The sequence below is a fragment of the Domibacillus indicus genome, from assembly GCF_023715895.1.
Taxonomy (GTDB): Bacteria; Bacillota; Bacilli; order Bacillales; family Domibacillaceae; genus Domibacillus; species Domibacillus indicus_A.
In genome coordinates, this window is record NZ_JAMBOO010000006.1 from 133330 (window position 1) to 154793 (window position 21464).

Genomic DNA, 21464 nt, shown 5'->3' on the forward strand with positions numbered 1-21464 from the left:
AAGCAAAAACCCGCCCATTATGCGTGGACGGTCTTGCTCTTTCATTTCCATTCGTACGGTGTTTCCTGGTAGACGTAATAGTTAAGCCAGTTTGAATAAAGCAAATGAGCGTGAGAGCGCCATTTATTTGGCGGACGACTAGCAGGGTTGTTGCCTGGAAAGTAGTTTTCCGGCATGTCTATCTCAAGGCCTTTCGCACAGTCACGCTCGTATTCTTCCGCGAGCGTAGTTGCATCGTATTCAAGATGTCCGGTAATCATAATATTCCGCGCATCTTTTGACATGATGAGCAGCGGGCCTGCTTCTGGTGAAGAAGCGAGCAAAATCAGTTCATCATTCGCCTCAATCGCTTCCTGGCTGACATCTGTGTGGCGGGAAACCGGTGCCGAAAATACATCGTCAAACCCGCGCAGTAGTTTTACAGTCGGATCGGTGATTGCATGTTCGTATACACCAGAGCATTTTTTCGGCAGTTCAAACTTGCCGATGCCGTAATGGTGATACAACGCTGCCTGTGCTCCCCAGCAAATGTGCAGAGTAGACGTTACATTTGTTTTTGCCCAGTTCATAACGTCCTGCAGCTCCGCCCAGTAGCTGACCGCTTCAAACTCCATCAGCTCAATCGGCGCTCCAGTAATAATCAAGCCGTCATAACGGCGGCTTTTCGCTTCTTCAAGCGTAATATAAAATTGCTCGAGGTGGGATTTACTTACGTTTTTTGATTCATATGTGGCCGTATATAAAAACGAGACATTCACTTGAAGCGGCGTATTACCAAGAAGACGCAAAAGATGAGCTTCTGTTTTTTCTTTTTCCGGCATCAAGTTCAGAATTAAAATATTAAGCGGACGAATATCCTGCGTTCTGGCACGATCCGCGTCCATGACGAATATATTTTCTCTTTCCAGCACTTCGCGTGCCGGCAGCTGATGCGGTATATTAATCGGCATAATGTTCCTCCCTACAAGTCATAATGAATAAACAAACGATACAAACAGTAGCCAAGTAGATATCCCCTGCTCTTGTTTCTGAAATCATTATAGACACCTTTTTCAGAAAAAAACAACCGCCCCAAATTATTATTCTTAAATAATAATTTGAAACGGCTGTTCGATTATAGTTTTAAGTTTTTCAGTGCATCTGCCAGGGCCGTATTCACCGGTTCATCCTGGTTTTGTTTTTTCAGGTACTGATTCACATCGCGCTTCGTTGCCGCACCCTTGCCACTTTTTTGCTTTCGTTTTTCAAATGCAGACAGCTTCTCGCGGTGGCCGCATTTGCATACAAACAAGCGGCCTTCTCCTTCGCCCCGCATTTCCATTTTCTTGTGGCAGTTCGGGCAGCGCGCGTTTGTTACACGGGCAACCTGCTTGCGGTAGCCGCATTCGCGGTCCTGACACACGTGCATTTTACCCTTTTTCCCATTCACTTCAAGCAGCAGCTTGCCGCATTCAGGGCATTGCTTGCCGGTCACATTATCATGCTTGAACTTCGCATCGCTGTTTTTAATTTCATTTGTTACACTTTTTGCATAAGTGCGGATTTCCGCCATAAACGCCTCAAATTCCAGCTTTCCTTTCGCGATTTTCTCAAGCTTTTGCTCCCAGTCCCCTGTCAGCGCCGGCGTCTGCAGGTCTTTAGGAACAAGATCAAGCAGCTGCTTTCCTTTAGAAGTCACACGGATGTTTTGCCCCTGCTTTTCAATTAAAAACGTATTAAACAGCTTATCAATCACATCCGCACGAGTCGCCACCGTTCCAAGCCCGCCTGTTTCGGTTAATGTTTTCTTCACGTCCTGGTCCACATTCATCACCTTCGACGGATTTTCCATAGCTGATAAAAGAGTGCCTTCATTAAAAAACGGCGGCGGCGTTGTTTCCCCTTCTGTCGGAATCAGCTTGCTTACCGGCAGCTGCTGATTTTTTTCAACAGCCGGCAGTGATGGCTCCGCGTCTTCATCCTGGCCATATACTTCCTTCCAGCCGGCAAACTTGACCACGTTGCCTTTAACGGTAAATATTTCTCCGCCAATGCTGGCTTCAATGACCGTCTGCTCGTATTCATATGGCGGGAGAAGCGCAGCTAAAAAACGCTTTACGACCAAATCGTAAATTTTCCGCTCTTTATCGCTCAGCTCATTGAGTATTGGCGGCTGTTCGGTTGGCACGATGGCATGGTGATCGCTTACTTTTGCATCGTTTATAACCGATTTGCCCGGCTGAATGCCGCGGCGCAGCACTTTTGCCGCAAATGGTGTATACGGACGCACTTCTACTGCTTCCACCCGCTCTTTTAAGGTAGACACCATATCCTGCGGGAGGTAGCGTGAGTCTGTGCGTGGATACGTAACAAGCTTGTGGCGCTCATACAAATTTTGCATGGCATTCAGCGTTTCTTTCGCTGAGTAGCCAAACAGCTTATGCGCATCACGCTGCAGTTCCGTTAAATCATACAGCTCTGGGGCATATGATTTTTTCGCTGTTTTTTTCACATTCGTAACCACTGCCTTGGCGCCTTTGATTACCTCTATCCGTTCATCACGTTTTTCCTTTGAAAACGTCCGGCTGTTTCCTTTTGCATCCTGCCACGTCAGTTTCATACCGCCTGCAGATGCCTGGATGCCATAGTAGCTCTTCGGCTGGAAATTCTTGATCTCCTCTTCCCGTTTGGCAATGATGGCAAGCGTTGGCGTTTGAACACGTCCGCATGACAGCTGCGCATTATACTTCGTTGTCAAAGCACGCGTCGCATTGATCCCGACAAGCCAGTCTGCTTCTGCCCGGGCAACGGCAGATCGATACAGGTTCTCGTATTCACGGCCGTCGCGAAGTTTTTGAAACCCTTCCTTGATCGCTTTATCTGTCACAGATGAAATCCATAAACGCTTCACCGGCTTTTTCGCATGGGCTTTGTCGATAATCCAGCGTGCGACCAGCTCTCCTTCACGTCCTGCATCGGTCGCAATGACGATGGTCGAGACATCTTTTCGCAGAAGCTGTGCTTTTACCGCATGAAACTGCTTGCTCGTCTGGCGGATCACCACGGTTTTCAACGTATTTGGCATAAGCGGCAGATCCGCTATGTTCCACGTTTTATATTGATCGCCGTAGCCCTCCGGATCTGCGTGTGTCACAAGGTGGCCAAGCGCCCATGTGACAATATATTGATTTCCTTCTAAAAATCCGTTCCCTTTTTTGCTGCATCCTAGAACGCGGGCAATATCACGGGCAACGGATGGTTTTTCTGCAAGTACAACGGTTTTGCTCATATAACCATCCTTCCTATTGGTGCACTGTTTCTATTATATCACACACTTAAAAATTATTCTGAAATAGTAACCAGAAAAAGGACAAGGGTTAGCGCATATAAGTAAAAGGGAAAAGAACGAAAAAAGGAGGCGATTTTGTGCGAATTTTTTGGCTTAATTTAATTGGCTTTCTTGTCGTTGTGGCCGTAAACAGCCTGGCAAACGCTATCCCCCTTAATGGACAGACGACCGGCGAGATTTCCGACAAAATAAACGTTCTTTTCACACCGGCCGGCTATGTATTTTCGATTTGGGGATTTATTTATTTCCTACTGCTTATTTGGCTGCTTCGGGGCTTCAAACCATCTCATATTGATCGGAAGGTTCATGTGCCCTTTTTATTCAGCTGCGCCTTTAATGCAACATGGATTTTTCTTTGGCACTATGAGTTTTTTGTACTTAGTACGTTGGTGATCATCGCCCTGCTCGTTTCACTTATCATCATTTATTCACGCATAGAAAGGGAACACTTTTCTTTTTGGGACCGGTTTCCATTTTCAGTTTATCTCGGCTGGGTCAGCGTGGCTGTAATGGCTAATATAAGCTATACCTTAACGTATTATGAATGGAACGGCTTTGGCCTTTCGGCTGCCATCTGGACGATTCTTCTGATTGTTTTAGCTTCTGTACTGGCTGTGACATTCCGCTTTGCACACCGGGACCCCGTGTATCCACTTGTGTTTGTTTGGGCCTTCTCTGGCATCGCAGTCCGAAACTGGACAGATGAGCCTCTTATCGCCTTTACAGCCGTCGGAGCCGCTTTAATTGTTTTTCTCTCTTGTCTCTTCTCACGCAAAAAAATAGTATACTGAAAGAAAAAGAAGAGGAGGAATACCGATGTTTGCGCAAAAAAAAGGCGACATTCCTTATTTACTTGGCCTCATTTTTTTCTTTGCTGCCATTATTTATTTTTTCGCCGCCAACTGGCCCGGGCTTGACCGTCCGGTGAAAATCGGCTTAAGCATATCGGTTTTGCTTCTTTGTGCCATACTGGCTTTTTTATACCGCAGAAGCCGCACATTTGCGTATCTCGGCAACTGGTGGCTGCTGCTGTCGGTTGTTGCGTTTGCGGTCGCCGCCGCGCTCATTGGCCAGATGTATAACTCACATGCGGATTCATACGTGCTATTTTTCGTTACACTGATCCCTGCCGTTCTCCTGGCCGCCTTTACCCGTTATCGGCCGCTATACTGGCTCGCATTTTTACTGTTTGAGCTCACCTTCTGGCTGAAGCTGTATCCAACCGGTGCCTTTATTACCTACACGGATGGTGAGCAGCTGCTCATTTATTTAGGGGCCATTCTTTTGCACGGAGCGATTTATGTTTTCTGGCGCAAACTCCAGGAAGAAAAGCTTTCGTTTATATCTCTGGTTATCATGCAGGGGTGCGCGGTTTATTTGCTCGATACGCATATGCTTTATGATACGCTTGCCGGCAATATCGATTACCGTGCCGTTTTTCTGCTGCTTCATGCTGCGTATATTGTATTTATCGTTTTGTTTTGGAGAGCGTTTATCGGCTCACAAAAAAGCCATCCATTTGAATTAGGCGTTCATCTTTTGTTTTTCGGGCTGTACGTGGTTCCGAACGTGTTTTACATGACCTACCAGCTGCTTGGAGAATTTATTTTTTACACAGGTTTTCCGATGCTGCTTTTACTTTTTGCTTTTAGTATTATCGGCCTTCGAAAAATTGCCTCTTCCGGCAGCATGCATGATCATAAATGGAGACGGTACACGATTACTTTTTTCACAGGAGCCCTGGCATTCATCGGCACACTGATTGCCGTGTTTTCTCTGAGCTCGTTTGTCGGCATGCTTTTCGGGTTCAGCGGAAACTTTTCGCTCAGCTTTCTCGTTCTCGCCCTTCTTTGCACGGCTGCAGGCCTGGCTGTAAAAAAAGAATCGTGGCTGGTGGTCCGTCTCACACTTCAAATTACCGGACTTATCTTTTTGTTTTCTTATCTCGTGTCCGAATGGGATCGTACCTGGACAGCTTTTCTCCTTGCGGTTCCGCTCGTGCTGCTGACTGTACTGCTTTTTAAACGAAATGAATCCATTCTTTATTATATATCAGCGAACGCTGTGCTTCTGTATGGCATTTTACGCCTGCTGACTGAAAATGATGTATCGCTTTCTGTCAGCACGTGGGTGTTATTCTCGGCTGCTGTAGGAAATGCGGTCGTGTTTCTTTCTTTCAAAGAGCAGCCTGTCGGCATGGCTGGTTTTTGGCTGTCCCTTCTCTTTATGCTTTACTCGCTGACTGAAAAAGGCTGGGATTCTCTTTTTCTTCATGCCGTGTTTCTTTTATATATTTTCTGGCACCTTTTTAAGCCTGCTTCGGAAAGAAGGCTGTACCGCTGGCCGGTCTGGGCAGCTTTTATCGCCTTTTTTATCTGGAAATACTATGAGTACGCCTGGCTGCTTTTGCACAAGTCGCTTTCTTTTTTACTGATCAGCCTGCTGTTTTTCGTCCTTTGGTTCATCTGGGGAAGAAAACACACCGTCCCTGTTCCTATAAAAAAATGGAGTGCCGGCCTGTTTGCAGTGGTGCTTGTACTGCAAGCTGCCTTTTTAATCACGACTGCCTGGCAGAAAGAACAGCTTCTTCAAAAAGGAGAAGTGGCTGCGCTGGAGCTTGCTCCTGTGGATCCGCGCTCCCTTATTCAAGGAGACTATGTTCAGCTTGGCTACACCATCGGTACAGTGTACAGCGATCAATTTTATAACAGCTCCACAGCTCCTCCGGAAGGCAAAATCAATGTGTCCTTAAAGCCTACTTCAAAGTTTATATCCTATAACGGAAAACAGATTCCAGTCTATCAGGCAGAAACGTTTACGCACCAGCAGCCAGACGGCCTGTTTATAAAAGGTTCCGGGCGATATGGCACATTAACCCTCGGTATTGAGCATTTCTTTATTCCTGAAAATACAGGAACAAAGTGGGAGCAAAAAACACATGCGATTATCCGCATCGCTGAAAATGGAGACGCCCTTTTAGAAACCATTCGCTAAAACACAGCCCGATTTCTTTCGTGCTGTGAGACTATAGACAATTTATATGGATGACTATGCACATGAATGGGATGGGTCGGCGGCGTCCAGGCAGCTCCTCTTTCCATGGGGCAGGCGCTGAGCCCGCTAGTCCCATAGGAGTCCGCGACGCCCTCCCGCCGCCAAGTGGCTTGCGACAAGATTGTATAGAGCGAATAAGGCCGTATTTTCTGTTTAATAAAGAGAAAATGTCTATCCAGCCCTTGCTTATGGGTCTTCAAAACTACTTAGTGAAGCCTGCCGGACGAAGACTCCTGCGGGAAGTCCGGCAGGCTTCACTTATCGGCTCTCATACAAACAGCTTACACCCCCCTTGCATATAAAAAAATGAAACGATATCCCAAAAACAGTTATATCTCTCTATTCCGATTACCCAACTTATTTCAGGTTTCTTTTGTCACGAAACTGTAATATGAAATACATATAACTGTAACTCATTGTCCGGAATTTTCTGATATATTTACATCAACTTACCATGTAACCGTTTAGCAGCGGCGATCAGACCGGAGGGACTAGCGTGAAAAAAGGATTATCGATCTTCCTCAGCATTTGTTTCATCATGTTCGGCGGCCTTTTGCCCGCTCAGCAAACGAATGCAGCTTACAACGCTAAAGCGGCAATCGCTGAAGCAAAAGAACATATTGGCACACCTTATCAATTTGGCGGTACAACACCGGCAGGCTTTGACTGCTCGGGATTTATCCAATACGTACATAAACAAACCGGCTATTCACTGCCGCGTACAGCAGCCGACATGTATAAAAAAGGACAAGCTGTTTCTAAAGCCAACATGGAGCCAGGCGACCTTATGTTTTTTACAACGTACAAAAAAGGTGCTTCCCACGTAGGCATTTACCTTGGCAATAATCAATTTATTCATGCTTCTTCCTCAAAAGGAGTTACGATTGATCAAACGTCTAACTCTTATTGGAGCAAGCGGTATATCGGTTCTAAAACATTAGATTAATAGCTCAAACGCCCGTCGTTGATCCTATCAGCGGCGGGCGTTTTTTCGTAATGAAAATGTCACAAAAACACAGACTTTTTTCATAATACTTATGGTATAAATAAGAAAACAGTTATGCCATCAGGAGGCTCACGGTTATGAAAAGAACGATTACATGGCAGCTTGGCGTTATCATTATCGGCATTATTATCGCAATGCTCATTATCACTTCTGTTGCTACTTATAAAACCGCTTACGACAAATTATATGAAGCTGCCGGAATTGAAGCATATGGCTGTGCCAATATTACAACCGGCTTGATTACAGAAGACACCATGCGTGCCGTCCTAAAAGGAGACGAGGCAGCAGCTCAAGCTCTCGGCACTCAGTTAAACTGGACCACTGGCCATAAAGCTATCTTTGAAACACAATATATTATTGATCAAACCGGAACCATTTTGGCGCTGGACGATCATTTAAAGGACAAAGGCTTTAACGCTGGAGACTCTTTTTATATTGATGAGGAAGCGATATCCACACTGATCCAAACAGGTCATCCTACCTACTCTAAAATGTATGAGTATGGAGGCATGAGCCGCTTGTCAGGCTATGCACCTATTTATGTGGATGGGGAAATTGCGGCTGTCAGCGTCATCGATTTTAATGGAAACATTGTATCCGAGCGGACGTGGGATGTTGTGAAAAACGGTATTTTAATCAGCTTGATTCCGATGGCTCTCGCTTCTATTGTTACCGTATGGTTAATCCGCCGCAAAACAAAACCAATCTCCGCTTTGATTGACCAGGCAAAAGAAATAGCTGATGGCAACCTTTCTGTTGTAAACAAGTATGATAAGACGCAGGATGAAATTGGTGATTTAGCCCGTACACTAAATGGAATGGCCGCCAATTTCAGAAATGTAATGGGGACGTTAAAAGAAACAGCCGAGCAGTTAGCGCAAAATTCAACCCATACAGCCGAGTCTTTAACAGAAATGAAAACATCTGTGCAGCAAGTGTCTGCCAGCATGGGAGAGGTTGCTTCTTCCGTATCAGACGGCACCGTCAGCGCTGAACAATCGAATGATCTTTTGCAGGAATTAGCTTCCCTCATTCAAACAGGAAAACAAAAAGCAGATGTTAGTGTTCATCATTCTGAGAAAACGATGGAAACAGCCGAGGAAGGCCGTGCCAGAGTGGAGGATATCAGCCGGGATATGGAAAAAATTCAACGCGCTTCTTCCGATACAAGCAGAACCATTCATCAGTTAAGTGAATCTACAGCAAAAATCAACCAAATCGCCGGGACCATTGCCGGTATTGCGGCTCAAACCAACCTGCTCGCCTTGAATGCTTCCATTGAAGCGGCACACGCCGGAGAACATGGAAAAGGATTTGCTGTTGTCGCCGAAGAAGTCCGTAAGCTGGCCGAACAATCAAATGACGAAGTGCTCCAGGTTGAAAAACTGGTCCGTGATATTATCGGCCATACCGAGCATGTCGTTCAAGCGATGAATGAAAATACGAGCTTAGTTGAAGCCGGAAATAAAACCGTTCAATTTACTGCCCAGGCACTAACCGACATACACGAGGCAGTTTCACAAACCATGCATGAAATCGACGGAGTATCCCGGCTGACTCATGAAGAAGCAGTCAATTCTGCGCGGGTTGTCGAACTAATCAGCCAGCTGGCCGCTGCCATCCGTGAGATTGAAGACCGGACGGTAGACATATCAGCCGCCGCACAGCAAACTTCCTCTGCCATTGAATCCGTGGCGGACCGGTCTGTTCAAACGAGCTTAGTGGCTGGAAAATTAAACGGCATTGTCGCTCAATTCCGCCTTTAAAAAAAGAGTCTGCGAAAATTTCGCAGACTCTTTTTATTCAGCTGATGCTGATTCGGCTTCCATCGGTCTGGACTTTTTCACTTCAATCGCATGAATATGGTGGCCTTCCGCATCGCGGATAATGAATTCATAGCCATCCTGCTCAATCGAATCACCAAGCTTAACATCGATATTTTCAGTGAGCGCCCAGCCGCCGAGCGTATCTACTTCCTCATCAGAAAGCTCTGTGCCTAACAGGTCATTTACTTCTGAAATAAGCAGGCGCGCATTTAATAAATAATGCTTTTCACCAAGCTTTTGCACATCCGGTTTTTCATCGGTATCAAATTCATCCCGGATTTCTCCAACGATTTCTTCCAAAATGTCTTCAACTGTTACAAGCCCTGATGTACCGCCATATTCATCCATAAGCACAGCCATATGAATACGCTCTTTTTGCATTTTTAAAAGCAGGTCGTGAATCGGAATGGTCTCAATCACACGAATCACCGGCTTCACAAATTCTTCGAGCGGCCGGCTCCGATCGCTGTTCCGGTTTAAATAATACGAAAGCAGCTCCTTCATATTTACCATGCCGAGAATATTATCCTTATCACCATCATCCACTGGATACCTTGTATACTTTTCCAGTTCAATGATGGAGGTAATTTCGTCCCACTTTAAGTCCTTCGACAGCGTAACCATATCGGTACGCGGCACCATAATTTCTTTTGCGACACGCTCGTCAAACTCAAAAATACGGTCCACATACTTGTACTCTGATTGATTAATCTCTCCACTTTTAAAGCTTTCCGATAAAATGATCCGCAGCTCTTCTTCTGAATGGGCCATTTCATGCTCGGACGCAGGCTTTAGTCCGAAAATACCGACAAGTCCGCGCGCAGAACCATTCAATGCTTTAATAAACGGATACATGATTTTATCGAAAATAATAATGAGCGGTGAAAACTTTAATGTTACCCACTCCGCTTTTTGAATCGCAACGGTCTTTGGCGCAAGCTCTCCGACAACAACGTGCAGAAATGTAACCACCGCAAACGCAATAATAAAAGACAGGATGCTTGCAGCGGATGGAGCAACCTCGAAATGTTCAAATACCGGATGTAATATAGCTTCTACCGTTGGTTCACCGAGCCACCCAAGTCCAAGAGCAGTAATCGTGATGCCAAGCTGGCAGGCGGATAAGTATTCATCGAGGTTTGACGTTACTTTTTTCGCTGCCATCGCCCGCTTGTTTCCTTCTTCAACAAGCTGATTGATGCGTGACTGGCGCACACGGATAATAGCAAATTCAGTTGCCACAAAAAATCCGGTTAATACAATGAGTAACGCAAATGATACCAATTTAACAGCAATACCTATATCTATCAATATTCGGAAAAAGCAGTCTGACTGCTTTTTCCTCTCACCTCCTAGGGTAAAAAAGTAAGTTTTTCTGTACCCATGTTTTCTCCTATCATACCAAATGGTAAAGGATTTCTTATAATGATTCGTCTTCTTTTTTCACAATTTGCATGCCTTCCAGCGCAATCGCATAATGAATCGCATGTTTTAGCGTAGCAAAGCACTTTAAATCGTTTAAATAAATGCCTTTTGAAACCATCTCCATCCCCAGTTCCGGTGAAATGCCAGCGACAATCGGCACTGCGCCGATCAACTGAACGGATTGTGTCACTTTCTCAAGTGTGCTTAGAATCAAATTGTCCATTGCTTTAATGCCGGTAACGTCCAAAATCAGCATATTGGCTTTGTGCTCCACGATGGCCTGAAGCGCTTTTTCCGTAAAATCATCTGACCGCTCCTGATCAAACCGCCCCATCACTGGCGTAACCAAAATGCCGTCAAGAACCGGGATAATCGGTGATGACAGCTCGCGGATCAGCTTGCGCAGCTCAATCGTCCGGTTTTCAACCATCGCTTCAAGCTGGGTGATTGTTTGCTGCTCCCGTGTTTGAATATGCTCGCGTACGTTTTCTGACGGTGTTTTTGAGGATGGAAACAATTCAATTTCTTTATACGACTTTTCCTCGTCCGCCTCATACTCCGTTACTTTGTACCAAATTGTTTCCCCTAGCAGTCCGCTCAGTACGCCAGCCCAGTGTCCTCCGAGGAAGGTACCCGCATCCTTTTTCCCCTGTGCCTGAACAACCTTACTTTCCCAGTCATTGCGAATAGACAGAACCGCGCGACGCTCCTTTAAGCAAATCCTCTTAAATTCCGTCACTCCCCAGCCTGCTGCTGCATAAAGATTCGGCAATAGCTCCAGCGTTTCTTCCACGCTCCATTTTTCTTTATAAAAACGACTGACGATTTTTCCCGTCCGGTATCCTGCGGCTTCCATCACAACCCGGGCGGATTCTGCACCTGTTACTTCCTCAATCGTATCAATGAACGTTTTCAGCGCTGTTTTTGTCCAAAAAAGCACCACATCCGCTTCTTCAAACTGAAGCAGCCCACGCGCTTGGTCCCATTGAAGGCTCGTTCCATTGATTTCGATTTGCTGCTTTTCCTGCATCCGTAATCCCTCCCGCGGTTTCTATACAGTCATTTTACAATGAGTACCCGCCGTTTAACAGTTTTCTCCCGTTTTTTTCGGAAAATGATATAATGATCAAAAAAGAACAAGGAGTTTATATAGATGAGTATTTTATCAGTCAGCCGCTTGAGCCATGGCTTCGGCGACCGTGCTATTTTTAATGATGTGTCGTTTCGTCTCCTAAAGGGCGAGCATATTGGTCTTGTTGGGGCAAACGGCGAAGGAAAATCGACTTTTATGAATATTATTACTGGAACGCTTCAGCCGGATGAAGGAAAAGTAGAATGGTCTAAAAATGTCCGTGTCGGCTACCTTGACCAGCACGCGGTATTGAAGCAGGGCATGACCATTCGCGATGTACTCCGAACAGCGTTTCAATATTTATTTGATATCGAAACAAAAATGAACGAATTATTTGGGCAAATGGCGGATGTAACGCCGGAAGAGCTGGAAAAGCTTCTTGAAGAAACAGGTACGATGCAGGATTTGCTGACGAACAATGACTTTTACGTGATTGATGCCAAAGTTGAAGAAACAGCACGCGGGCTCGGCCTTGATGATATCGGCCTTGACCGTGACGTACATGACTTGAGCGGCGGACAGCGGACAAAAGTGCTGCTGGCCAAATTACTGCTTGAAAAACCAGAAATTCTGCTGCTGGATGAGCCGACCAACTACCTGGATGAACAGCATATTGAGTGGCTGAAGCGTTACCTGCAGGAATATGAAAATGCGTTTGTCCTTATTTCACATGATATTCCATTCTTAAACAGTGTGGTCAACTTGATTTACCATATGGAAGACCAAGAGCTAAACCGCTACGCCGGCACATACGATGACTTTATGAAAGTGTATGAAATGAAAAAACAGCAGCTTGAAGCGGCTTATAAAAAGCAGCAGCAGGAAATTTCCGATTTGAAAGACTTTGTAGCCCGTAATAAAGCGCGCGTTTCCACACGGAATATGGCGATGTCACGCCAGAAAAAGCTTGATAAGATGGATGTCATTGAGCTTGCCGCAGAGCGTCCAAAGCCGGAGTTCCGCTTTAAAGAAGGCCGGACACCGAGCAAGCTGATTTTTGAAGCGCGCGACCTGGTGATTGGTTACGGTGAGCCGCTTTCACGCCCGCTGAATCTGCGCATGGAACGCGGACAAAAAATCGCCCTGACCGGTGCGAACGGTATCGGTAAAACCACTCTGTTAAAAAGCCTGCTTGGTGAAATCAAGCCGGTTTCAGGCAAGGTTGAACGCGGTGAAAATCTGCTGATTGGCTACTTCCAGCAGGAAATGAAAACTGATAACGGTAATACGTGTATTGAAGAGCTTTGGACGGAATTCCCGTCATTTACCCAGTACGAAATTCGGGCGGCACTGGCCAAATGCGGTTTAACAACCAAGCATATTGAAAGCAAAGTGTCTGTTTTGAGCGGTGGGGAGAAAGCAAAAGTCCGCCTGTGCAAGCTGATCAACCAGGAATCGAATATTCTGGTGCTGGATGAGCCGACCAACCATTTGGATGTGGATGCAAAAGATGAATTAAAGCGGGCTTTAAAAGACTATAAAGGCAGCGTTCTGCTTATTTCCCACGAACCTGAGTTTTACCGGGATGTTGTCACTGATATTTGGAACGGTGAATCCTGGACGACAAAGGTGTTTTAATGGGAACGCCAAAGCGAATTGCCCTGTCGTGGAGCGGCGGCAAAGACTGCATGATGGTTTTTCACATGTTAAAAAAACAGCCAGTCGACATTGCCTGCCTCATCACTACAGCGCCGATTGAAACGGGACGCACATTCGGGCACGATGAGAAAATGGAGCTGATTGAAGCGCAGAGCAAAGCGCTTGGCGTTCCGGTTCACTTTATTCGGTGCCGCTATGACCACTACACGGAAGATTTTATCCGTGACTTGCACGAGCTGAAAAAGTCGTTTCAGCTGGACGGGATTGCATACGGGGACATTTATACAGATGCTCACTTTGAATGGGGAGAAAACACAGCGGCTGCTGCAGGGCTTGCCGCTCTTTTCCCTCTGCGTGCCGCACCGGACCAAGCTTCCCGCATGCTAGAAGAATTTATTGATACAGAATATAAGGCATTGATTATTCGTACTCGTAAAGGCTCAATCAGCCCGGACTTTCTCGGCCGGACACTCGATGCCTCTTTTGCGGCGGATATCGCGCAGACGGACTGCTGCCCGATGGGTGAAAACGGTGAATATCATACGTTTGTTTATGATGGACCACTGTTTCAGCATCCCATTTCGGTCCGTACTGGAGACGTTTTGGAGTCAGATGCTTCGTTACGTCTGGAGCTATTTTTATAAAAAAGGAGACAGCCGCAGCTGTCTCCTTTTTCTTTCCCGTACTTTGTCGGGATTTGTTTCCCGGCTCCCGTTATTTTTTTTCAGTCCGGATCGGCTTGCTTTTTACCGGCAATGCTTTCCCTTTGAAAAATTCATATTTTTCGAGCTCTACGCCCATTTGGCGCGCCATTTTTTTTAGTTCTTTTTCTTGAAATTCACTTGTAATCAACGTGATAACTGTACCGTCTTCACCGGCTCGTCCTGTACGGCCTGAACGGTGTGTGTACTCACGCACATTGTGGGGTGCCTCAAAGTGCAGCACATGGGTCAGCCCTTTCACATCGAGTCCGCGTGCGGCTACATCTGTTGCAAACAGAAGCGGCGCTTTGCCGTTTCGGAAATCCCGAATGGCTTTCACACGCTCTTCTTTGCGAAGCTCACTATGCAGCACGGCATTTTTAAGTCCTTTGTACGCCAGCTTCTCTGACATCACATTGACATCCGTAATGTCTTTGATAAAAGCGAGCATCCGCTCGGGCTGAAATACACGCATGACCTTTTCGATCATTTGCTGCTTTTCTTTCCACGCGCAGGTAAAATAGAGGTGGCGCACCGTTCCTTCCTTAGGCAGGCTTACTTTTTTGATGCGGACGGTTTCCGGATCCTTCATCAGCTCTTTCGCTTTTTCTTCAGCCGCAGCGGGCAGTGTAGCCGAAAACAGAGCAAGCTGGCGGTCCTTTTGTGTAGCTTTGATAATCGCTTGAACCGGCTCAAAAAGGGCAGTTGTAAATAGCTCATCCCCTTCATCCAGCACGATAAATTTCACTTCATGCATTTTCAATTTTTTCATTTGAATGAGTTCCAAAAGCCGTCCAGGTGTTCCGCAGACAATATGAGGCGGTTTTTTCAGCCGGTCCGTCTGCCGTTTAATGTTTGCGCCGCCAATCATGCCGGCAGATGTAATCACACCGCCGCCGAATGTGCGGATTTCTTCTTGTATTTGCATAATCAGCTCACGCGATGACGCCATGACGATCGCTTGAACTTGATTGCGCTTCGGGTCGATTTTCTCCAGCATCGGTAAAACATAAGCCAGCGTTTTTCCCGTTCCAGTCGGTGATTCAGCAATCACATCACGTCCATCCAATAAAAGTGGAATGGCCTCTTCCTGAACGGGCATAGCCTGCTTAAAACCGGCCTTCTCCCATGATTCTTGTAAAAATGGCTGCAGTGATGATAAAAAATCGGGTTGTGTTGACATAAAAGCTCCTTCATTGTTTTTTGTTTATTATCCATTTTTTTCTCATGTTTAACAATGACAAAATAAGGTTACAGTACAGAAAACGATTTCTTAGGAGATGAATCGAATGAATAAAAAGCTTGATCAAGGCAAAATGGACAATCCAGAGCAAATCGACACTGAAAACGAAAGCCTGTATGATAAATTTGAAGAAGAACAAAACGTAGATGCGATTCCACTTGAAGATTTGAAAATGGAACAGCGGGAAGAAAAGGACAAGCATAAAACAAAAGACTCTTCCTCAAGCGAAGAAAAATATCCGGATTAAAAGCAGCGGCCGTCTCGCCGCTGCTTTTTATCTGGAAACGTACGGATTGCCTTCCACCCAAAAGCGCCATGGATAATCCTTTGCTTCTCCGCTGTTTGCAATGCCGATTCTGGGGCCGACGGCGATTTTTTCGGGTGTGAAGCCGTGGGCAATAAACAGGGGCGGCTCATCAAAACGACGTCCATAATCGATCATATGAATGCCGAGTGCTTTTGTCAGCTTACCGGGACCGCTCGTTAAATTTTTCATCGGCATTTCTCCCCGCCGTTCCATCATTAAATCAATCCCATCGTACGGTTCCACTGCCCGGATCAATACAGCTTCCGGCAGTCCTTCTTCCCCGCTCACCACATTCACGAGACAGTGTGTGTGCATCAAATAGGTATACACGCGCCCAGGCTCCGCAAACATCACTTCTGTACGCTTTGTTCTTCTATTATTATAGCTGTGCGCTGCACGGTCTAATGGACCCCGGTATGCCTCTGTTTCCACAATAAAGCCTGAAGCTGTGCCTTCTTCTGTTTCCTTCACAAGAAGGCAGCCGAGTAAATTGCGGGCCAGAGACAGTGTCGGTCCATGAAAAAACGCGTCACTAACCGGCTTATAGCTATAGCTGTTTGAACCGTTCTGTAATGTTTTGCCGGTCTGCTTCATTTAAAATATCCTCCTCTACTTTCGCCCGGACATAGCTGCCGAAATCGCGCACCTTTTTTTGAATGGCCGGGGTGTTGTTATCCGAAATCATGTCTAATGCATCAAATACAGCCAAAAGCACAGACACGCGATCCCGCCCCGAATAACAAATTTCATAAAACGTTTCATATAAAATCTTTTCAAACGGACGTCGAGGGATGATTACTCTGTCTTCAAAAACAGTGTATTTTCCATCGAGGCGGCTTGCTTCATCAAGTGCCATCCCAATATGGCGGATGCCGTCAATTGCTGTATTCGGATCGTTCGCTCCCGGAGCCAGGGCCCGCAGCGTAATTTCAGCGAGCTTTTGAACGGCAAACTCCACATCCTGTACCGGCGTCCGTTCTTCACCGACTTTTACGTAATCGCGCACATCCTGATGAAACGAACGAGAGCGGTATAGCTTAACGAGAGGCGTTTTTTTTGTTACAAAAGTCCCGATTGGTTCCAGCAATTCGATTACACAATCGTGTTTTTTCGCCGTCTCTAAAAGCTTTTCCCATTCATATAATTGAATGTAGCCTTTTTTACCGGAGATCAGCATTTCCGGTTCTCCCTCTGGCACAGGAGGATGATCATCCACCCGGCTGCCTGCAACCTCCACTTTTTCAACGGTTTCCACTGCATCATCTGCCAGCCGGTCAATTAATTTGGTTACTTGAATAGAATCGGCCACATGCTGCAAGAAATGAGCAAAAAAACCGAGACAGACAAGCGCAATGCATACTCCCACTGCAGCAGAAATAACCGGGTCATCTGCATTTACTTCGCGGATAAACAGCAGGGAAAACATGGAGTAAACAAACCCGCCCATAAATACACCGAGAACCCGAAGCGTGACTTTATCATGAATAAAGTTTTGTAAAATACGCGGTGAAAATTGTCCTGAATAAGTGGTTAATACAACCATCAGTGTAGAAAAAGTAATCGAGGTCATCGTTAAGAGAGAGCCTGCAAGAGAGCCGAGAATGGTCTCAGACAAAGAAGTGCTGGTTAAAAGCCGGTCCGGCACCCACCTTTTGAGCTCTGCGTAATGCGAAATATCCATCCAAACCACTAAACTGGCCAAAAGGAGAGCGCCGATGCTGTAAATTCCCGGTACAATCCAAATATGGCGTGATAAATTTAATCTCGTCCGTTCCTTTATCATCAAACCACCTCCCTTTTCTTTTTTCCGTTTTGACTGTTTTCCAAAACATTTTCTGTTACTTTTCTGTTCGTTCCGGGTACAGTAAAGATAAGCATTGAATTTCAGGAGGTTATGTTTATGGAATGGATTGGCTGGATCAGTCTCGCTATTTTTGTGGCTGCGCTTATTTATCTTGCCGTCGCAGCGGTTAAAGCATTTAAATCGATCAAACCAAAAGTCGATCATTTAAAAGCAGCACAGCAGCGTATTCAAACAGAAACGGATAAAATCAAAGGCGAAACAGATGAATTAAAAGTTCATCAAGAACACATTATGGCGGATGTTGATCATGCAAAACAAGCGGTTACATTAACTGTAAATGAAGCAAAACAAATTCCACAAAACGCCAAATTTTTTGCCAAAACAGCGGCCGACCCAATAAAAAATAAAAAAACTGCTAAGGCTTAATGTGATAGGAATGAAAGGCTTTTCGGACAAGTGCCGAAGAGCCTCTTTTTTTTTACATTTTTATTTAGTTCGTTATAATGGTTACCGTTACGCAAAAAACAAGAAAGGATGTTTGAATGAGTTTTTGGCTGTTGTTTTCAATTGGTATTTACATGGCCGGCATGTTGCTGATCGGGTGGTTAGCGTATCGAAAAACGTCTAACTTAACCGATTACATGCTTGGAGGCCGTGGGTTAGGTCCTGCTGTTACGGCACTTTCTGCCGGTGCATCAGACATGAGCAGCTGGCTCCTGATGGGACTGCCGGGTGCAATTTATATATCAGGTGTTAGTTCAGCATGGATTGTATTTGGATTAACTTTTGGAGCTTGGGCAAACTGGCTTTATGTAGCACCTCGGCTTCGTGTTTACACAGAAGTAGCAAATGACTCCATCACCATACCCGGTTATCTGGAAAACCGCTTTGATGACCGTAAAAAAGTGCTGCGTCTCGTATCGGGCATTGTCATCTTAGTTTTCTTTACGTTTTATGTATCCTCTGGTATGGTATCCGGCGGCGTATTGTTTCATACAACGTTTGGACTTGATTATCATGCAGGACTTCTGCTTGTGACGGGAATTGTTGTGGCTTACACATTGTTCGGCGGCTTTCTTGCAGTGAGCTGGACTGATTTTGTACAGGGAATTATTATGGTTTTGGCACTCCTTCTTGTACCGATTGTGACGCTTATCGAAATGGGCGGACTTGGTACAGCTGTATCAGAAGTACGATCCATTGATCCAAAAATGCTGGATATTTTCCAGGGACAAAGTGTATTAGGCATTGTTTCATTGATTGCATGGGGACTAGGCTACTTCGGGCAGCCGCATATCATCGTCCGTTTCATGGCGATCACGTCCAGAAAAGATGTGAAAACAGCGCGCCGGATCGGCATGAGCTGGATGATTTTCTCTATCGTTGGAGCAATGTTTACCGGTTTCCTTGGCATCGCGTATTACTCGATGAACGGTCTTACGATCGGTGATCCGGAAACGATTTTTATTAAACTGGGTGAAATTTTATTCCATCCCTTTATTACAGGCTTCGTCCTATCCGCTATTTTAGCGGCTGTTATGAGTACGATTTCCTCGCAGCTTCTTGTCACATCGAGTTCGCTCGTGGAAGATCTGTACAGAACGTTTTTACGCCGTGATGCGTCTGATAAAGAGCTGGTATTTCTTGGACGTGCAGCTGTATTGATCGTTTCTGTTATCGCGCTTGCGCTTGGCTGGGAGAAAAATGATACGATCTTAGGGCTTGTCAGCTATGCATGGGCCGGGTTCGGTGCTGCGTTTGGGCCGGCGATTCTGCTCAGCTTGTACTGGAAGCGAATGACGAAATGGGGCGCACTCGCCGGAATGCTCGTTGGAGCCGTAACCGTCATCCTCTGGGCGGAAGTCCCTGCACTGGCAGATTTCCTTTACGAATTAATTCCAGGATTCGTTCTCTCTCTTTTAGCGATTATCCTCGTTAGTCTGCTGACAAAAACAGAGGGTAAAACGGAAGAACGATTCAACGAATTTACCGCGAAAATGAAAGAATAAGGTCCAGCTCTTTCTTTCGTGCGGTCAGTGAAATATAATAGGCATACATGACCTTAACAGAGAAAGGCTGGATTCACTTGGAACAATCATCTAACTTTATTCGCACGATCATCAAACAGGATCTGGAATCAGGCAAACGGGATCATGTTATCACCCGTTTCCCGCCTGAGCCGAACGGCTATCTGCATATTGGCCACGCGAAATCGATCGTCATTAACTTCGGGCTTGCTGACGATTTTGGCGGCAAAACGAATTTGCGTTTTGACGATACAAACCCATTAAAAGAAGATCAGGAATACGTGGATTCGATCAAAGAAGACGTTGCCTGGCTTGGCTATGAGTGGGATGAACTTCGCTATGCATCCGATTATTTTGATGAAATGTACGCACGCGCTGTACTACTGATTAAAAAAGAGCTCGCTTACGTGGACGACCTGTCTGCTGACGAAATCCGTGAATACCGCGGTACGCTGACAGAGCCAGGGAAAGTAAGCCCGTACCGCACCCGGACTGTAGAAGAAAACCTTGATTTATTCGAACGGATGAAAAACGGCGAATTTGCAGACGGAACAAAAGTGCTTCGGGCAAAAATCGATATGGCTTCTCCTAATTTAAATTTGCGTGATCCGGTTTTATACCGTGTTTCTCATGCGTCCCATCACAATACGGGTGATAAATGGTGCATTTATCCGATGTATGATTTTGCACATCCGCTTGAAGACGCGATTGAAGGCGTGACGCACTCTCTTTGTACAACGGAATTCGAAGACCACCGTCCTCTTTATGAATGGGTAGTCCGTGAATGTGAAATGGATATGCAGCCGCAGCAAATCGAATTTGGCCGTCTAGGCCTTACCAATACGGTGATGAGTAAGCGGAAATTAAAACAGCTTGTAGACGAAAAGCACGTAGACGGCTGGGATGACCCGCGCCTTCCGACCATTTCCGGCATGCGCCGCCGTGGTTTTACAGCAGAAGCAATTCGCGAATTTGTGAAAGAAACAGGCGTATCGAAAAACTCTGGTGTGGTGGATTCAGCTATGCTTGACCACTTTGTCCGTGAAGACCTGAAGCTGAAAGCACCTCGGACAATGGGTGTGCTCCGTCCATTAAAACTTGTCATTACCAATTATCCTGAAGGCCAGGTTGAATGGCTGGATGCGGAAATCAATCCGGAAAATCCAGAAATGGGTATGCGGAAAATTCCGTTTTCACGTGAGATTTATATCGAGCAGGAAGACTTTATGGAAGAACCGCCGAAAAAATATTTCCGCCTCTTCCCAGGCAATGAAGTTCGCTTGAAACACGCTTACTTTGTTAAATGCGAAGACTTCATTAAAGATGAGAACGGCAATGTAGTTGAGATTCACTGCACGTACGATCCACGCACAAAGAGCGGTTCTGACTTTAATGAACGGAAAGTAAAAGGAACGATTCACTGGGTAGATGCAACACACGCAGTACCTGCTGAGTTCCGCTTGTATGAGCCGCTCATTATGGACAGCGAAGAAGGCGAGGACACAGAAGGCAAAACGTTCCTTGATTATGTAAATAAAAATTCACTTGAAACATTAAACGGATTTATCGAGCCAAACTTGAAAGATATAGATGTACAAGAAAAACTACAATTTTTCCGCCACGGCTACTTTAACGTAGATCCGAAGCACTCTGAGCCCGGCAAACCAGTCTTTAACCGGATTGTCTCTTTAAAAAGCTCATTTAGATTGTAATGGTAAAAAACCCGCCGTTATTCAAGACGGCGGGTTTTTCTTTATTTTTTTTTATTTTTCTTTGCCGTTTTTTTACTTCTTTTGCCTGGTTGTTCTGTTTTCGCTATCCCTTTGTTCCATGGCTTTTCCTGTGCCAGCTCTTCTTTGATTTCCTTTTTAGCTTCTTCTATCGCTTCTTCTTCAATTTCAGCTTTTACTTCCTGCTTAATTTCCTGTTCGACTTCTTCTTTTAATTCCTGTTTGATTTCCTGCTTGATTTCTTGTTTTACTTCCTCCATGAAGTCCTGTAACAGTTCGTTT

General features: G+C 45.6%; 17 protein-coding genes. 10 read left to right on the forward strand and 7 right to left on the reverse strand.

Going from position 1 to position 21464, the window contains the following annotated elements:
- Positions 1–41 precede the first annotated feature (41 nt).
- Together metA and M3221_RS12340 are read right to left on the reverse strand one after the other, a co-directional pair.
- Positions 42–950, reverse strand: a complete 909-nt coding sequence (gene metA, locus M3221_RS12335) for a homoserine O-acetyltransferase MetA (protein WP_251272059.1) — start codon at positions 948–950, stop codon at positions 42–44.
- 164 nt (positions 951–1114) lie between these two features.
- Positions 1115–3268 (reverse strand): DNA topoisomerase III, encoded by a 2154-nt coding sequence (locus M3221_RS12340; protein WP_251272060.1) that lies wholly within the window; start codon positions 3266–3268, stop codon positions 1115–1117.
- Positions 3269–3405: 137 nt separating this feature from the next.
- On the opposite strand from M3221_RS12340, the gene M3221_RS12345 reads away from it, so the two are divergent.
- The 4 genes from M3221_RS12345 (at position 3406) to M3221_RS12360 (ending at position 9154) form a co-directional block, all read left to right on the forward strand.
- On the forward strand, positions 3406–4119 hold the full coding sequence (locus M3221_RS12345) for a TspO/MBR family protein (RefSeq protein ID WP_251272061.1): 714 nt from the start codon (positions 3406–3408) through the stop codon (positions 4117–4119).
- 25 nt (positions 4120–4144) lie between these two features.
- Positions 4145–6322, forward strand: coding sequence for a GDYXXLXY domain-containing protein (locus tag M3221_RS12350; protein WP_251272062.1), 2178 nt, complete (start codon positions 4145–4147; stop codon positions 6320–6322).
- A gap of 556 nt (positions 6323–6878) precedes the next feature.
- The gene (locus M3221_RS12355) at positions 6879–7328 is read left to right on the forward strand and encodes a C40 family peptidase (RefSeq protein ID WP_251272063.1); all 450 of its coding nucleotides are present in this window, start codon (positions 6879–6881) and stop codon (positions 7326–7328) included.
- A gap of 137 nt (positions 7329–7465) precedes the next feature.
- Positions 7466–9154 (forward strand): methyl-accepting chemotaxis protein, encoded by a 1689-nt coding sequence (locus tag M3221_RS12360; protein WP_251272064.1) that lies wholly within the window; start codon positions 7466–7468, stop codon positions 9152–9154.
- Positions 9155–9187: 33 nt separating this feature from the next.
- On the opposite strand, the gene M3221_RS12365 is transcribed toward M3221_RS12360, so the two are convergent.
- Positions 9188–10516, reverse strand: a complete 1329-nt coding sequence (locus M3221_RS12365) for a hemolysin family protein (RefSeq protein WP_251272097.1) — start codon at positions 10514–10516, stop codon at positions 9188–9190.
- Between the two features lie 118 nt (positions 10517–10634).
- Positions 10635–11669, reverse strand: coding sequence for an STAS domain-containing protein (locus tag M3221_RS12370; RefSeq protein ID WP_251272065.1), 1035 nt, complete (start codon positions 11667–11669; stop codon positions 10635–10637).
- Positions 11670–11792: 123 nt separating this feature from the next.
- On the opposite strand from M3221_RS12370, the gene M3221_RS12375 reads away from it, so the two are divergent.
- Both M3221_RS12375 and M3221_RS12380 read left to right on the forward strand, forming a co-directional pair.
- Positions 11793–13349 (forward strand): ABC-F family ATP-binding cassette domain-containing protein, encoded by a 1557-nt coding sequence (locus M3221_RS12375; protein ID WP_251272066.1) that lies wholly within the window; start codon positions 11793–11795, stop codon positions 13347–13349.
- A complete protein-coding gene (locus tag M3221_RS12380; RefSeq protein WP_251272067.1) occupies positions 13349–14014 on the forward strand; it encodes a Dph6-related ATP pyrophosphatase in 666 nt (221 codons plus the stop codon). The genes M3221_RS12375 and M3221_RS12380 overlap by 1 nt, the downstream gene beginning before the upstream one ends.
- A gap of 70 nt (positions 14015–14084) precedes the next feature.
- Here the strand turns inward: M3221_RS12380 and M3221_RS12385 are convergent, their stop codons facing one another.
- The gene (locus M3221_RS12385; protein ID WP_251272068.1) at positions 14085–15254 is read right to left on the reverse strand and encodes a DEAD/DEAH box helicase; all 1170 of its coding nucleotides are present in this window, start codon (positions 15252–15254) and stop codon (positions 14085–14087) included.
- Between the two features lie 106 nt (positions 15255–15360).
- Here M3221_RS12385 and M3221_RS12390 point away from each other — a divergent pair, with 106 nt between their 5' ends.
- Positions 15361–15561 carry a hypothetical protein gene (locus M3221_RS12390; protein ID WP_375337577.1) on the forward strand — a complete coding sequence of 67 codons (201 nt, stop codon included), beginning with the start codon at positions 15361–15363 and terminating at the stop codon, positions 15559–15561.
- Between the two features lie 27 nt (positions 15562–15588).
- Here M3221_RS12390 and M3221_RS12395 read toward each other — a convergent pair whose 3' ends face one another.
- Positions 15589–16215, reverse strand: a complete 627-nt coding sequence (locus M3221_RS12395; RefSeq protein ID WP_251272069.1) for a DNA-3-methyladenine glycosylase — start codon at positions 16213–16215, stop codon at positions 15589–15591.
- Entirely contained in the window at positions 16169–17404 is a 1236-nt protein-coding gene (locus tag M3221_RS12400; protein WP_251272070.1) for a DUF2254 domain-containing protein, read from the reverse strand. Before M3221_RS12400 ends, M3221_RS12395 begins: the two co-directional genes overlap by 47 nt.
- 117 nt (positions 17405–17521) lie before the next feature.
- Between M3221_RS12400 and M3221_RS12405 the strand changes: the two genes are divergently transcribed.
- The 3 genes from M3221_RS12405 to M3221_RS12415 all read left to right on the forward strand — a co-directional run bounded on the left by M3221_RS12405 (position 17522) and on the right by M3221_RS12415 (position 21164).
- Positions 17522–17851 (forward strand): DUF948 domain-containing protein, encoded by a 330-nt coding sequence (locus M3221_RS12405; protein ID WP_251272071.1) that lies wholly within the window; start codon positions 17522–17524, stop codon positions 17849–17851.
- A gap of 152 nt (positions 17852–18003) precedes the next feature.
- Positions 18004–19434 carry a sodium/proline symporter PutP gene (putP, locus tag M3221_RS12410; RefSeq protein ID WP_396120278.1) on the forward strand — a complete coding sequence of 477 codons (1431 nt, stop codon included), beginning with the start codon at positions 18004–18006 and terminating at the stop codon, positions 19432–19434.
- A gap of 77 nt (positions 19435–19511) precedes the next feature.
- Entirely contained in the window at positions 19512–21164 is a 1653-nt protein-coding gene (locus tag M3221_RS12415; RefSeq protein WP_251272098.1) for a glutamine--tRNA ligase/YqeY domain fusion protein, read from the forward strand.
- Positions 21165–21464 lie beyond the last annotated feature (300 nt).